The organism is Marinobacter sp. P4B1 (assembly GCF_001447135.1).
Classification (GTDB): domain Bacteria; phylum Pseudomonadota; class Gammaproteobacteria; order Pseudomonadales; family Oleiphilaceae; genus Marinobacter; species Marinobacter vinifirmus.
On record NZ_LLXM01000010.1, the window covers coordinates 280,191 to 293,833 of the forward strand.

Below are 13,643 nucleotides of genomic sequence, written 5' to 3' on the forward strand. Positions count from 1 at the left end.
ACCTTTCTGGTTCAATCAAAAAAAGTGAGCCCGGAATCTGAACCAAATCGGCCCAACCTCGCGTTGGATGATTCGGGGGCAAGCCCGCCTCGCGCGGGCTCGTTACCGTAGATGGTGAAGGGCTCGGATGTGTCACCACCACAGTCAAAAATGAATTCCGTAACGGCCTTGGTGGCCTGCATCAGACCGGCTACCACGTTGGCGCGGTCATCATGCCCGCCTGGGGCATGGTCGATACTGTCCCGGCCACCTCTGGCGGTTCGGCGCTCAAGGCTGGCGAACTGGCTGATTAGCCGTTCTTCGGGGGGTAACTCCACCTGGCCACTGTTGAAAACTGCCAAGGCGTCCCGGTATAGCTCGCTTTTCGGCTTGGCCGATTGTTCAACGGTAATGCCGTGGCGCTTGAACTCGTCAGCGGGCCAGCTTCCCGCGTATTTGTCGGACTGACAGCGGGTTACGCCATACTCTTTAAGTAACTTCGCATACTCCGCCACAATGTCCGCCGGGGTGCCTTTGCGGGCGCGTACAACGTCCACAATCAACCGTTCTTCTTCCCGGTGGCCAATGGCTACACAGAATTCATCAGCACCACCGCCAGCAGGATCAACGAACGCGCTGTAAGTCGTACCGGCAACGGGCGGCAACTCTAGCCGGTCAAGGCGCGCGGCGGCCTCTACCGTCTCACGAGGCAAGAAGGCTTCAATGTCTGTCCTGAATTGCGCTTCATACTCGGCAGCAGCGGCGGCTGCGTCCCGTTCCTTCGCTTGCCGTACCACGCGGGCGGGCAAGGTCGGGTTCATGGTGCGGCTGGGTGCCTGGGCTACCAGAATTTCACCCTCTTTGCCGTGGTATCGGCGGTATGCGTCCCACAATGCACCCCGGCGGCTGTAGGGACTGGATAGCGCAATCAGCTTGCCGTCCAGGGTGGCCATTGCCGGGCGTATGGCGTTCAGGATCTCAAAATCAGGGTTCGCGCTGTCCTCACTCCGCCAGAACGCTATTTCATCGGCAATGCAGCAGGCCACTGAGTAGCCCCGTGTGGCCCGGAAGCTGGCGGTATGCACTTCAATAGCCGTGCGGTTCGATAGCTCTATGCTTTCTTTGTCCTCACGTACCACCATGCGGGCCAGCATGGGGTTAGATTCAATCAGGCCGGATATATAGCGGAACACTGAGCGCGCTTGCTTTCGATCGGCGGCCAGCAGCATCACGGTAGCCACTTCACCGGGGGCCAGGCGGTCGCTGTAGTCCCTGAATGCAGCTTCATACACAGCCAGCAGGGCGGCGGCTTGTGACTTGCCACCCCTACGGCCTATCACCATCCAGAACTCGTCATGTGCGGCTTCTGGGGCGCTCTGGCGGCCTGTTAGGGCTTGCCATGTGGGTAGCTCATCATCGGACAACGGCAGACCATAGAAGCCAGCCAGCAGGGCGCGCCATGCCTTGAAGCTGTCACCTCCGAACTGGCCACCGAACAGGGCGGGATCTGTCATTACTTCCCGTATGTTCATGCTGTCGCCTTCCGCTTCAGGTAGTCGTGAAGGTTTGGCACGTCCTTAGCCTGGCGGTCTAGGCCCAGCTTGCTGAGTATCCCTTGCAGGCTGTTAGCGGCCTGAGTCCAGCGGGCAACGTCGAACTCCTTACCACGCGCCAACTGTTCTTCCTGTTGTGCCATCCAGTATTCCAGCCACAAGGCGCGCTCAACTAACGAACGCTGGGCATAGCTCAAGCGGTCAGCGCCCCCCAGATCATCCGTAAAAGCCCGGTAGCGTTCCCGCATAACCTGGGCAACCGCTAACCGGCCATCCAGTTCAGTCAGGTAGCCGGGGGCGTATTTTTCGGGGATCTGCTTTGCGGCCATAATGTCCGGGTAATCCTTCGGTAATCGGCTTATATGATGCACGTCATGCTGCACAGTATATCAACCGATATCATAAAGCGTTATATAACAGGACTTTGAATAAGGCACACAAGGGACATAATATCTTTTGTGGCGGTAAAAATAGGGCTTTTTCAGGGGGTATCGGGGTTGGAACCCAGCAGGTTTGCCGTTGCCTTCCTTGGCCTTACACCTACTTGAACAGGCGGTTGATAACATCCTGCGTGATTGCTTGGCTTTGCACGGTATCGCTGAAACTCTTTAACCACGTCCGGGCGTATTCCTCCCCGTGTGCCTCGGTAATGATCTTTAATGCATTGGCCACCAGTAGGTTGCCGATTTCCTCTGCATCTTTACCCATCCACCAGGACGGAAGGGGCAGTACTGAGCCTGAAAAGTTGTTCATGGTGTTGCCTCGTTTTGATAGCTCCAACGGCTCTGGCGGCATTAAACCGCCACCCGTAAGGGGGCGGGACGGTCAGTCCATCCCCCCTTTAGGGGGTAAAAAACCGTCCGGCGTCCGGCCTTGTCCCCCAAGGGTTTGACCGGGACGGCGGGACGGTTGCCCATACCGTCCGGCTTTTTGCTGTATCCCTTGCGCCCCAAGGGCTGAACCGGGACAGGACGGCAAAACCGGGACGGCGTCCCACCGTCCCACCGTCCCGACCGTCCGGCCTTAAAACAGTCTTAACGTCCCGTCCTCCCGCTTGAATAGTTCGCCTTCCTCAAGGGCGCGGGCAATGCAGGTTTTGACGGATCCAACGCCCATACTGAAAATACCTTCCTGGCCTCCATAGCCCCGGAGCTTGGTCACGTTCAGATACTCGCCTTCCTTCTCTTTCTTGCGTATCAACTCCTTCGCAATAATCAGGAATGAGGAATACCGTTCTTCTGACTTCCTCTCGGGCTTGCTGTCGGCCTTTTCAACGATGGTAGGCACCAACGCCCCGCCAGTGATACGGCGCAACCAGACGCCCTCCCACGGCGCTGAATAGTTCGCCTTCGGGGTGGTGAACCTGACCAACTTGGCCGCTTCCTCTGGGTCTATGCCGTATTCCTTTTCGGCAGTATCGGCGCGCATGGTCGATAGCAGACCTACCCAGCGGGAGCCATCCACCAGACCGGAACCGCCCCTTACCGCTTCCTGACCGCTGGCGTTGTCCTTCATGCTTGCTTTGCTTACGTGGTGCGGTAACAGGACGGTTGCCCCGGTGGCCTTGCGGATTTCCTCGGCACACTCAATTAGGCGGGTGCTGTCTGCGTTGTCGTTGGGTTCGCCACCGTCAAAACGTGCCAGGGGGTCTAATACGATCAGCTTGCAGTCCGGCACTTGCTCCGCCACTTCGATCACACGGCGGGCAAAGGCGGTTCGGTGCAATTCGCCATTCATGCGGGCAGTCAGGCGGTTGTCCATCCCCACACGGTCGAATACGTGCAGGCGCTCGGCAATGGCGGCTTTGTGGGGATCAAAGGCGGCACTGTCGAACGGGTCTAAGGTATCGGCGTACATATCAACCACGGATTTTAGGCGGCGGTGCAGTTCCTCCCGGTCATCCTCGGCACTAAACATCAGAACCGCCCCGGCTTCACCTATCGGCATTTCCAGCCATTCCAGGCCAGTGCAGACACTAACCGCCAATTGCAGAACCGCCATACTCTTACCCGTACCGCCGGCGGCGGCCAGCAGTCCGACAATACCCAGCGGCACACGGTCAGACACCAGCCAACGACGAGGGGGCGGATCAGTGGCCAGAAGATCCGCCACCTTTGCCGCTTGCAGGTCGAACGGGGAATCATGCTCCGCCACTTCGGTGAAATCGTTGGCGGCATCGTACCTGGCAACGCTCCGGGCAATCTTGCTTACCTGAGCAGCATCAAGTGGGGGTTTGCAGCGGGTGCGGTTGATTTCGTGCAAGGCCGCTTCAATTTCGTTTTCCTTGAAGCCCTCGCGGCGTAGTGTGCCCGCCAAGCTGGTCAGGGTGACGTCCCGGTTTCCGTCCAGAATAGCCCCATCCCCCGCTGGGGGTTTGGTTGCGTCAGGCTTCGGACTATTGCCGCGGTCGCTTTCCATTGCCTGAATGTATTGGCTGATAGCCTCCCGGCGCTCCGGTAACTTTGGGCACTCTTCGCCGATAGCCTGACCGGTAATCGTCAGGAAACGGCCCTGGGTGTATATCTCCCGACTGCCTTGTTTCTTGATATGGTTGGGCGGCAACTCGCCACGCACGAACATGCGGACACCAGTCCCGGAAGGGCTGATTTCGGTGTAGGTGCTGAGGGCTTCAACGTGCTGGCTTGCCCAGTCTGCCATCTCGCCGGTTTCCGGGTTCAGGCAGTTGTCCATATCAACGCCTATAAGGCCATCTGAGGGCATGACAACAAAACCGATACCAGCGGCCTGCCGGTTGCTCTGGTACGCCTTCACGGCCTCCTGAAAGGCCATGTGGCCCTTGCCTTCGGTGTAGCCGGTCAGGTTTTGGCCGTTCCGCGTCGTTGGCACCTTGTCGGGCTTGCTTTCACCAGGCCGGAGAACGTAACGCCATAGAATCCACTGAGGGCGGCTTTTCAGATCCTCCGGGATCAGGAAGGCGGTTTCAGGGTTGAATGTGCGGCTGTTCGTTTTGTGAGCAGTTGGGTTATACTCTGTTTGAGCTTGCCCGCTCTGATTAGCGCCCTTTGCCAGTTCCCCGCTGGCGAGGGCGTTGCTTTTATCGTCCATCGTTCCCGCCCTCCTTAAACTCGAACAGATCCGTTACCGCCACGCATTTACAGCCGCATATCTCACGGACTGGCAACGTGCCGTTGCTGATTGCGTTGGTGATAATGTGAGCAGGGACGCCAACAACGTCAGCCACGCGGCTGAGGGCCACGTATTCGGCTTGGTCGGCGTGGTTGTAGAAGCGGCCGGGGATTCTCATGGTTCAAGCCTCCCCGGAACAGGTGCGGGCGTTTTCTTCGATCCACGCCAGCACATCATCAGCGCGGTAACGGACGTGGCGGCCCAGCTTTACGAAACGGGGGCCATCACCACACCAGCGGGCGCGTTCACACCAGGCGGTAGACTTGCCAAGGTAGGCGGCCAGGGTTTTCTGATCCCATAGCTGGGGAAGGGTTACGGTGTGCTGCGGGGGTAAGGTGGTTTGGCTCTGCATTTTTCTGGCTCCTTCATAGTTGACAGGGCCAGAATGCGTTTTCCTAGTGTTTTCATAGGGCTACGTTAAAGGGAGAGTTTTTCCCAGTTGCCCAGATCCTCTATAGCGTTTTGAATATGCCGCTCCGGCGTTGGCCTCTGGTCAGTGGCGTAACCGGCTGATTCCATCCAGATCAGCACGTAACGGTAAAACAGGCTGTCCCGCTTTGCTGTTACGGGGTGCTCCGGCATGGCTTCCTGAAAATGGTTAGCCAGGCATTGAATGCCCAGCATGTACCGCCGGGCCTGCATTCTTGCGCCCCCTTGTCCCGGCTCCCGTATGTCATCCAGAACAGCCCCGGCTATAGCCCTGAGCCGCTCCGCTTGCGCCTTTCTCTCATCGTCTGACATATCCCCAAGGGCTAACGCTATGCCCTCAAAACGGCTTCTGTCGGGGTGCCATGGCACACTGAAATACAAATCCCGGTCGATGGTGTCCAGTAGTGCCCGGTAGTCCTCCGGGATCATCGTCAGATAGTGCTTTACGTTTTTCAGGTTGGCGGTTGTCCCGGCGGTGCCTCTCCCCAGCTTGGCTAGGCTGTTATGCAGGCGAGTCACTGTTTCCCGGAACTCCTTTAGCGTTACCCCGTGGTTATGTACTGCATTCAGCCTGGTCTGATACCCGCTGGCATCCTCAAGGCCAAACGCCAGGGCTTCGATTTTCTTGCAGTCGGTCAGGTTCAGATCCATGGTTAGCCGTTCATGGGGGTTCATGCGCTGGCCTCCCTGTTGAACGGTATAACCTGGGCCACTGGCTCCGGCTGGCCTTCTACCATGCGGTAGAGCATTTGCAGGGCTTCCAGCTTTTCATCATTAAAATTGTGGTGCTGATAGTGCCGGGCCTGAACTCCACCCAAGCCGTGGCTAAGTAATTGGCCCAGAACGTCAGAACTCACGCGGTAAGGCTTTGCAGCCAGCCGGGTTTCAATCGTTGCCCGTATGGTGCCGGGGGTGAAGTGCCCGCCGGGTAGTTCTTCCGCTTTTGCCATGGCGTCGCGGATCTTGTCCACGCGCTCGGATATGTACCGGCCATTAATCGGGCTCTTTCCGCCATCACAAGTGAATACGTATTCACCAGCGCCGGTTATCCGTTCAATGCAGGCCAGGGCTTCCGGCAGCAACGGGATAGCATGGCGGCGGGGTTCGCTTCTACGGCCCTTGTAGTCCAGCAGGGTCAGCGTTCCGGTGTCGTGGTCTATGTCGTGCAGGGTGGCGCGGGATAGCTGTTGAATGCGTTGGCCGCCGGTCAGAACGTGCAGCATCATTACCGAGCGGCCCGGCTCCGGCAGTTCCTTAACGCGCGTCCAATAGGCTTGGAACTCGGCAAGGGACAGGGCGCGGGTTCTAGCCTTGCTTGAGCCTTCCACCTTCACCATATCGCGGGCGGGGTTGGCCCTGATATTCATCTTCCGCAATGCCGCCGGGGCGTTTACGTTGCCGCGCGCCTTAATGGCTTCCGTGAAGGCTGAACGGATATAGCTGCGGATCTTGTCAGCCTGGCGCAAAACGCCACGGTCTTTAACGTCCGCCACTACCTTTATGCAGTCGTCCAGGTCGATTTCAGCCGCGCGCTTTTTCCATAGTTTCGGCTGGGCCTTTTCTACGTCCGCCTTGATCTGGTTTCGGACGTTCGCGGCGGATTTCTTGCCCTTGCTTTCCAGCAGTTCGATATAGCCGGTCAGAAGATCCCCGAACGTGGCGGCCTCTGCTTCCTTTTTCTCCGGGCGGGGGTCTATGCCGTTGGCTATGTCTGCGTTGATTTCTAGCGCGCGCTTGCGGCCTTGTTCGGCGCTGGGGGCGGTGCCGGTGTAACGGGCAATGGTTACGCGGATCACTTCGCCCTTAAACCGGGCTTGGAAGAACAGGGCTTTGCTTCCGCTCGGCATGATCCGCACGCCATAGCCCTGAATGGCAGAATCCCAAACAATGCGGCGCTTTCCGTCTACCGCTTCCAGCTTGTCCAGGTTGGTCTTGTTGAGCTTCACTTTATCGGCCATTTCTTCCCCCTTGGTGAACCGCTGGTGCATCACTGGTGCATCACTTTAGTTCAAAACTGTTAAAAGACTATAGGGACTATTCTGGCGTAACCGGCTGAAAATTCAAAGCTGTTAGTGGTTGACCATTTTTGTTCAAACTCAAACGAAAGGACTTAAAATCTCTCGACCGTAAGGTCGTGCCGGTTCGATTCCGGCCCGGAGCACCATCCTGATTTCCCCGGCCCTTCAGCCGAAAATGTTTGCCGCATCCTCACCAAAGCAGGCAACCCGGTTCCGGCCTTGATCCTTCGCCTCATACAACGCCAGGTCTGCGCTGCGCATGAGTGTGGAGCCGGAAACATTGTCCACGTTTACACTACTGGCAACACCGACACTCACGGTGACGACATCGCTCACTGGAGAGTCTGCGTGGGGCAGTTTCAGGCCTGCGATGGCTTTACGGAGTTCTTCGGCACAGGTTCTGGCTTGTTCCAACCCTGTTTCGGGCATCAGCACACTGAATTCCTCACCGCCGGTGCGGGCAACCAGAAAGCCATGGGGCTTGACGGTTTGCTCCATGCACTCCGCAACGCTGGCGAGACATCTGTCACCTTCCGGATGGCCATAGCGGTCGTTATAAAGTTTGAAATGGTCGATATCCAGCATCAACACGGAGGTCGGCATCTCCGGTTCATCCGACAGGCTTTGCTGCAAGCTGGCATCGAACAGTCGGCGATTGGCCAGGCCTGTCAGCGGATCGTGCTGGGACAGGTCCAGCAACATTTTTGACTGTTCCCGTTGCTGGCTGATCAACCCCTGGGCGTGGCGAGCGAGGGTGCCGAACTCGTCTTTCCGCTGCAACAGGCTGCCTGGTACGTCTGCCAGGTTCTCGCGCTGGGCAAGGGAATTCTCGCCCTGTTTCCCGGTAACAAAGCGGGTGAACTGGCCCAGTGGCTTCAGTACCAGGCCATATAGCAGTGCCAGCACCACCCCGATCACAACGGCCAGCAAAACGGCCGTCCAGGCAAGTGAATAGCGGAAAATCCTTGAGGCCCTTTTTACACGGTCTCTCGGAATTTCGGTGCTCAACACCAACTCGGGTCCACGGGAATGGGTTAACAGGGGCTTGCCGGCATGCAGCAGTTCTGGCCCTCGCTGAAGGGCAACTTTCCGTTCCGTATCGGCCGGGGCTGGCCCTGTGGCAATCTGTACCGGTAGCCCGGTCTGTTCCTCGAGCAAATCCGTCAGCCGTTCGTCAATCAGCCGAAGCTTGATAAGCCAGCCCCGGGATGGGCCTGTCCTGTCGGTTTGAAGTATGGGTGCTATCGCAGCGAGTGCGGGCCATGGTGCGGCGACGTTCAGCGCCAGCCCCGTTGCTTCTACTTCGCCCAGAAACGGTTGAACCTCAGCAATGAGCGGTGCCGCCCAGCTGCAGTCGCCCGTTGCCGAGGTGCAGGTGACGTAGGTGTTCGTGCCCGGATCAATGCCCGCAATCCACGTTGGTTGCTGGTCTTCACTGATGAAGATCATGGCCTGATCGTGCAGGTCTTCGAACATCTCCCGGCTGAAGTTACTGGTGGCATAGTCGCTGTTTGCATCCTGGATGAACTGGTAAGTGTCATCCCAGTGCGCCCAGTCCCGGGTTTGGGCTGTCAACGCATTGTGGTTCTGCTCCAGCGAATTTTCGATGCGCGCGAGTTCCTGGCCGGCTTGCTGGTTCTCGGCTTTCATGAGTACCGGCTGGAATACAACTCTTTCGATCAGAAGCAGGGCGATCATGGCCAGTACAAGAAGGCCCGCCAGAAACAGAACAAACCTGGAGGCCAGTGAGTGGCGGACTTGCTTCATACTGCGTTTACCTGTTCGATGTTTTAACAAGCTTCTGGCTTGCTTGTTTTAAGCATTCATCGTACCGGTCGGGGTTGCCTGCGAATACTCGGTAATAGCCGCAAATTGCAACTATTTGTATACGCCCAAAGTCTGTTCGACAGGCTGGCAGCTGTTGGCAATACTGGGGTGATAGCCATCAAGGAGTTCTGAATTATGTCTGCCGCGCAAGAAAGCCCAGTGCGAGTCCGTACAGAAAACGGTATTACCACACTGACCCTGAACCAGCCGGAGCGCCGGAACAGCCTGTCGATGGCGATGCTGGAAGGGTTGTCTTCAGCCCTTGAGAAAATCGCCCGGGATGACGGCAGCCGGGTAGTGGTGCTGGCTTCCGCCGGCCATGTGTTTTGCGCCGGCCACGACCTGGGGGAGATGCGGGATAAATTCGACAGCCACGAATTTCAGCTGGCCCTGTTCCAGCAGTGCAGCAAGGTGATGCAGCAGATTGTGAACCTGCCGAAGCCGGTGATCGCCCGGGTAGCCGGTGTGGCAACGGCTGCAGGGTGTCAGCTGGTGGCCAGCTGTGACCTCGCGGTAGCGGAGCGGGGCAGTCGGTTTGCCACGCCGGGTGTGAACATCGGGCTGTTCTGCTCCACGCCGATGGTGGCGCTGTCGCGAAATGTTTCCCGCAAACATGCTATGGAAATGCTGTTGACCGGCGAAATGATTGATGCAGAAACCGCAGAGCATATCGGGCTGGTGAACCGGGTAGTGGAACCGGAAGCCCTGGATGAGACTGTCTACAACATGGCCGCAACCATTGCCGGTAAATCTGGCCACACCCTGAAGATCGGTAAAGAGGCGTTCTATCGGCAGCTGGAAATGCCCCTGGCCGATGCCTACGATTACACCGCCAGGGTGATGGCCACCAATATGACAGCTGAAGATGCACAGGAAGGTATTTCAGCGTTCCTGGATAAGCGGGCCCCGAACTGGCAGCACAAATAGCCGGAGTGGTTTCAGGGCTTGCAGGCACCGTTGGCTGGCCATACCAGCCGGTCACCGGTGCCAATGCCGCGTTCATGGAAGTAGCCGGCATTCATTTCCACCGCACTCAGGAAGGGCTTGCCGGCCGGATAAGCCGGGCAGTCGCTGCTGCGGGAGGATGCACAGGGGTGCATTTGCCGCAGGCTTACTATCTCGCCCTGTGCACCTAGATAGGCGATGTCGAGTGGGATCAGGGTCTGGTACATCCAGAATCCGTGGTCGGCCGGTCGCAGCTGTTGGTACTCGAACAGCATGCCGGCGTTATCCTGCAGGTGTTCCCGGCCCATCAGGCCCCGGCGCCGCTGCTCCGGTTCACTGGCCACTTCAAGCATGACCGGGTAGGAGCGATCAGCGGTTACAAAACAGGCCTCAATCGCCGGCAAGGGTTGTTCGTCCCGGGCGTCTGCCGCGCCGCAGGCGGCCAGCGCCATCAGGGCACAGGTTGCCAGCAATACACGAAACATCACGAACGCAGCCGGTATCCGGTTTTGAAGATCCACCAGACGGTGGTCATGCACATGGCCAGGAATACCAGGGTCATGGCAACGCTGATGCCCACGTGCACATCAGATACGCCATAGAAAGCCCAGCGGAAGCCGCTGATCAAATACACCACCGGATTGAACAGGCTGATGGTCTGCCAGACCTGGGGCAGCATATCGATGGAATAGAAGGTGCCGCCAAGGAACACCAGCGGGGTTACGATCATCATGGGCACGATCTGCAATTTCTCGAAGCCGTCGGCCCAGATGCCGATGATGAACCCGAACAGGCTGAAGGTCACTGCCGTCAGCACCAGGAAGGCCAGCATCGACACGGGATGCAGTACCGAGTAGTCGACAAACAGCCGTGCGGTCGCCAGGATAATCAGCCCCAGAATAACCGCCTTGGTGGCCGCAGCGCCGACGTAGCCCAGAACGATCTCGGCATAGGACACAGGCGCAGACAGAACTTCATAGATGGTGCCGGAAAACTTTGGCATATAGATGCCGAAAGAGGCGTTTGAGATGCTCTGCATCAGCAGGGACAGCATCAGCAAGCCCGGGATGATGTAGGCGCCGTAGTCGATGCCGTCGATATCGCCCATGCGGGAGCCGATGGCAGAACCGAATACCACGAAGTACAGGCAGGTTGAGATCACCGGCGACAGCACGCTTTGCATGATGGTCCGCTTCATGCGCGCCATTTCGAACTTGTAGATGGCTTTTACACCGTAAAGATTCATTTTGCACTCTCCGTTCGGGCGGCTTATTCGTGCACCAGGCCCACAAAAATCTCTTCCAGGGAGCTTTCCCGGGTTTGCAGGTCCCGGTACTCGATGCCCAGATCCCCCAGGGTCCGCAGTAAGCGGGCAACGCCGGCTTGCTGTTTCTGGGAGTCAAAGGTGTAGATCAGCTCGTAGCCGTCTTCCGAAAGCTCGATGGGCTCCAGAGTGAGTTCGCCCGGTACCTTGTCGAGCTTGTGCTGCAGCTGCAGGCGCAGTTCTTTTTTGCCCAGCTTGGACATCAGAGCGTCCTTGTCTTCCACCAGGATAATCTGGCCCTGGCGAATCACACCGATGCGGTCTGCCATTTCCTCGGCTTCTTCGATGTAATGGGTGGTCAGGATAATGGTGGTGCCATTCTCGCGGAGTTTCCGGACCATCTCCCACATGTCGCGGCGAAGCTCTACATCCACGCCCGCGGTGGGCTCGTCCAGAAACAGGATGCGAGGCTCGTGGGACAGGGCCTTGGCAATCATCACCCGGCGTTTCATGCCGCCAGACAGCGACATGATGCGGTTGTTGCGCTTATCCCACAGGGAGAGGTCTTTCAGTACCTTCTCTATGTGGGCGGGTTTCGGGGCCTTGCCGAACAGGCCGCGGCTGAACGACACCGCATCCCATACGGTTTCAAAGGAATCGGTATTCAACTCCTGGGGTACCAGGCCGATGGCTTCGCGGGCCTTGCGGTAGTTTTTAACGATATCGTGGCCGGCAGCGGTTACTTCACCGTTGCTCTTGTTCACTATCCCGCAGATGATGGAAATCATCGTGGTTTTGCCCGCACCATTGGGGCCAAGCAGGGCGAAGATCTCTCCCGGGTAGATTTCCAGGTTAACGTCTTTCAGGGCCTGGAAGCCGTCTTCGTAGATCTTGTTCAGGTGCTTTACGGAGATGTCCGGTTGCACAGCGGTATCCTGTTTCTTGGTTGATTCAAGCCAGAAAGCCGGGCATTTTCTCATGCTGGCCGCGGTTTAGAAACCTTTGCCATGTCGGCATTTATGCCCATAATGCCCCCTTCAAAAAGGGGATGAGAGGCTGCTGAGATGATACGAGCCATCGTAACAGGGGGTTTACTGATTGCTGCTGTAGCGATACTGGCATTTGCTCCCGACTACCTGAACGAAGCCAGCAACGAGGAGAAGAAGCCACCTTGCGACCTGCTTGCAGGCCCTTGCAGCTGGCAAACGGATCAAGGTCAGTGGCAGGTCAAGCTGACCCCCGGCCCGGAGGGAGACCAGGGCGTGGAGTACCGGCTCCAGGTGACCGTGCCGGAAGCGCCGGATCGCTTTCTGGCGGTACTCAGGGGCGAAAACATGTACATGGGCGAGTACCCGGTGCCGCTGGTACGGGAAGAATCGCTGGAATACCGGGCCAGGTTTACCGCGCCGTTCTGTACCACTGGCAGTGAAATGATCTGGAGAATCGATTTTCAGGATGGCCAGGATTTAATCGAAAATGTGCCGTCAACACTGGTCTTTCGTGCGGAGAAGTAGTTAAATTCCTGGAAAATACAACAATCTCCAGGGAAATGTGATGGATTACGGGGAAAGTGTTCAAAAGGTTCTGCTCAGAAAGATTCTCAAGGCAGAACAGGATTTGCTTCAGCTCAAACTCGATTACTGCCGCTTTGTCTTCGGGCTCACCCACCGGGCGCGTGTGAACGCAGGCGGGAAATCATGGCTGGTACGGTCTGTGGATGTCGACTCCATGCAGCACACTGACGACGGCGGATTTACCCGGCCGGTGATCGCCGGAGTGCCTGCAGAGGATGAAACCGGCACCACAGCGATTAACCTTGGCAGTAATTGGGAAGTTGAAGCCGTCAGATAAACGCGTTGCTGGTGGCTGCATCATAAAGGCTGGAGTGAGCCGGTACATACTGATGTTGCTGCCAGTGTTCAGCGCCTTCAAGGCCGGCCCGGTAGCAGGCCAGTAACACGGAACTGGAGGTGAGGGTGCTGATAGCCTGCAATGCTTCCGGTTGGCGAATGCCTGTTTTACGGCTGACAATGCGTGCCACCATGCCTGCCAGGGCATCGGAATGGCGCACCGGTTGGCGGCTCAGTGCACAACCGGCCCCATACAACCAGGCGGCTGCGTACAGCCGCACTGCCTCTGGCGCCTCGGCCAGCAAAAGCCCCTTGTCCCGACAATCCCGCTCCTGGAGCCCGGCCAGAATGTGCAGCTGGGTGCGCAGTTCGGTGCCATGGGCGGAGGCAATTTTCACCCGCTTGCCGGTACGCGCCGTGCGCCTTGCCACCGGGCCGGGTATTTCCGGTTCTGCTATATCACCTGCCAGTTGAAGTGCTTCTCCCCGGGACAGGGCAACCATCCGGATTGCCAGAATGCCGACCAGTGCCAGCAAGCCGAGCTCAGTAACTGTGACCAGTCCGTTGACCATGAAGGGTTTCTTGCCTCGCATTCCTGAAGTTAGAACGATAAGGCATTGTAACGATATGT

At 57.8% G+C, this 13,643-nt stretch carries 15 protein-coding genes and 1 tRNA gene; 4 read left to right on the plus strand and 12 right to left on the minus strand.

The features are described from left to right. Positions 1-11: 11 nt before the first annotated feature. The 7 genes from AQ621_RS07415 to AQ621_RS07450 form a co-directional block, all read right to left on the minus strand. Positions 12-1,511, minus strand: a complete 1,500-nt coding sequence (locus AQ621_RS07415) for a hypothetical protein (RefSeq protein ID WP_201785322.1) — start codon at positions 1,509-1,511, stop codon at positions 12-14. Further along, positions 1,508-1,861 (minus strand): hypothetical protein, encoded by a 354-nt coding sequence (locus AQ621_RS07420; protein ID WP_058340913.1) that lies wholly within the window; start codon positions 1,859-1,861, stop codon positions 1,508-1,510. Before AQ621_RS07420 ends, AQ621_RS07415 begins: the two co-directional genes overlap by 4 nt. A gap of 211 nt (positions 1,862-2,072) precedes the next feature. Then, positions 2,073-2,285, minus strand: a complete 213-nt coding sequence (locus AQ621_RS07425) for a hypothetical protein (protein WP_058340914.1) — start codon at positions 2,283-2,285, stop codon at positions 2,073-2,075. Between the two features lie 270 nt (positions 2,286-2,555). Continuing rightward, positions 2,556-4,598, minus strand: coding sequence for an AAA family ATPase (locus tag AQ621_RS07430; RefSeq protein ID WP_145840256.1), 2,043 nt, complete (start codon positions 4,596-4,598; stop codon positions 2,556-2,558). Positions 4,599-4,800: 202 nt separating this feature from the next. Next, positions 4,801-5,031, minus strand: coding sequence for a helix-turn-helix transcriptional regulator (locus AQ621_RS07440; protein ID WP_058340916.1), 231 nt, complete (start codon positions 5,029-5,031; stop codon positions 4,801-4,803). A gap of 65 nt (positions 5,032-5,096) precedes the next feature. Next, entirely contained in the window at positions 5,097-5,783 is a 687-nt protein-coding gene (locus AQ621_RS07445) for a hypothetical protein (protein WP_058340917.1), read from the minus strand. Continuing rightward, positions 5,780-7,066, minus strand: a complete 1,287-nt coding sequence (locus AQ621_RS07450; protein ID WP_058340992.1) for a tyrosine-type recombinase/integrase — start codon at positions 7,064-7,066, stop codon at positions 5,780-5,782. Before AQ621_RS07450 ends, AQ621_RS07445 begins: the two co-directional genes overlap by 4 nt. Positions 7,067-7,173: 107 nt before the next feature. On the opposite strand from AQ621_RS07450, the gene AQ621_RS17645 reads away from it, so the two are divergent. Next, a tRNA-OTHER gene (locus AQ621_RS17645) sits at positions 7,174-7,272 on the plus strand. A gap of 19 nt (positions 7,273-7,291) precedes the next feature. On the opposite strand, the gene AQ621_RS07455 is transcribed toward AQ621_RS17645, so the two are convergent. Further along, a complete protein-coding gene (locus AQ621_RS07455) occupies positions 7,292-8,893 on the minus strand; it encodes a sensor domain-containing diguanylate cyclase (protein ID WP_058340918.1) in 1,602 nt (533 codons plus the stop codon). 195 nt (positions 8,894-9,088) lie between these two features. Here AQ621_RS07455 and AQ621_RS07460 point away from each other — a divergent pair, with 195 nt between their 5' ends. Then, a complete protein-coding gene (locus AQ621_RS07460; protein ID WP_058340919.1) occupies positions 9,089-9,880 on the plus strand; it encodes an enoyl-CoA hydratase in 792 nt (263 codons plus the stop codon). Positions 9,881-9,891: 11 nt separating this feature from the next. Here AQ621_RS07460 and AQ621_RS07465 read toward each other — a convergent pair whose 3' ends face one another. The 3 genes from AQ621_RS07465 to AQ621_RS07475 are packed head-to-tail and all read right to left on the minus strand — an operon-like array spanning position 9,892 to position 12,088. Further along, positions 9,892-10,383, minus strand: coding sequence for a DUF192 domain-containing protein (locus AQ621_RS07465; RefSeq protein WP_058340920.1), 492 nt, complete (start codon positions 10,381-10,383; stop codon positions 9,892-9,894). Beyond that, positions 10,383-11,144: an ABC transporter permease gene (locus AQ621_RS07470; protein ID WP_022988234.1), complete on the minus strand. Its 762-nt coding sequence runs from the start codon at positions 11,142-11,144 to the stop codon at positions 10,383-10,385. Before AQ621_RS07470 ends, AQ621_RS07465 begins: the two co-directional genes overlap by 1 nt. Positions 11,145-11,167: 23 nt before the next feature. After that, positions 11,168-12,088, minus strand: coding sequence for an ABC transporter ATP-binding protein (locus AQ621_RS07475; protein WP_058340921.1), 921 nt, complete (start codon positions 12,086-12,088; stop codon positions 11,168-11,170). A gap of 138 nt (positions 12,089-12,226) precedes the next feature. Between AQ621_RS07475 and AQ621_RS07480 the strand changes: the two genes are divergently transcribed. Together AQ621_RS07480 and AQ621_RS07485 are read left to right on the plus strand one after the other, a co-directional pair. Then, a complete protein-coding gene (locus AQ621_RS07480) occupies positions 12,227-12,676 on the plus strand; it encodes a hypothetical protein (protein ID WP_058340922.1) in 450 nt (149 codons plus the stop codon). 40 nt (positions 12,677-12,716) lie between these two features. After that, positions 12,717-13,013 carry a hypothetical protein gene (locus AQ621_RS07485; protein ID WP_058340923.1) on the plus strand — a complete coding sequence of 99 codons (297 nt, stop codon included), beginning with the start codon at positions 12,717-12,719 and terminating at the stop codon, positions 13,011-13,013. Here AQ621_RS07485 and AQ621_RS07490 read toward each other — a convergent pair. Further along, positions 13,006-13,584: a hypothetical protein gene (locus AQ621_RS07490; protein ID WP_058340924.1), complete on the minus strand. Its 579-nt coding sequence runs from the start codon at positions 13,582-13,584 to the stop codon at positions 13,006-13,008. The two genes, AQ621_RS07485 and AQ621_RS07490, sit on opposite strands and share 8 nt — an antisense overlap. Positions 13,585-13,643: the final 59 nt, after the last annotated feature.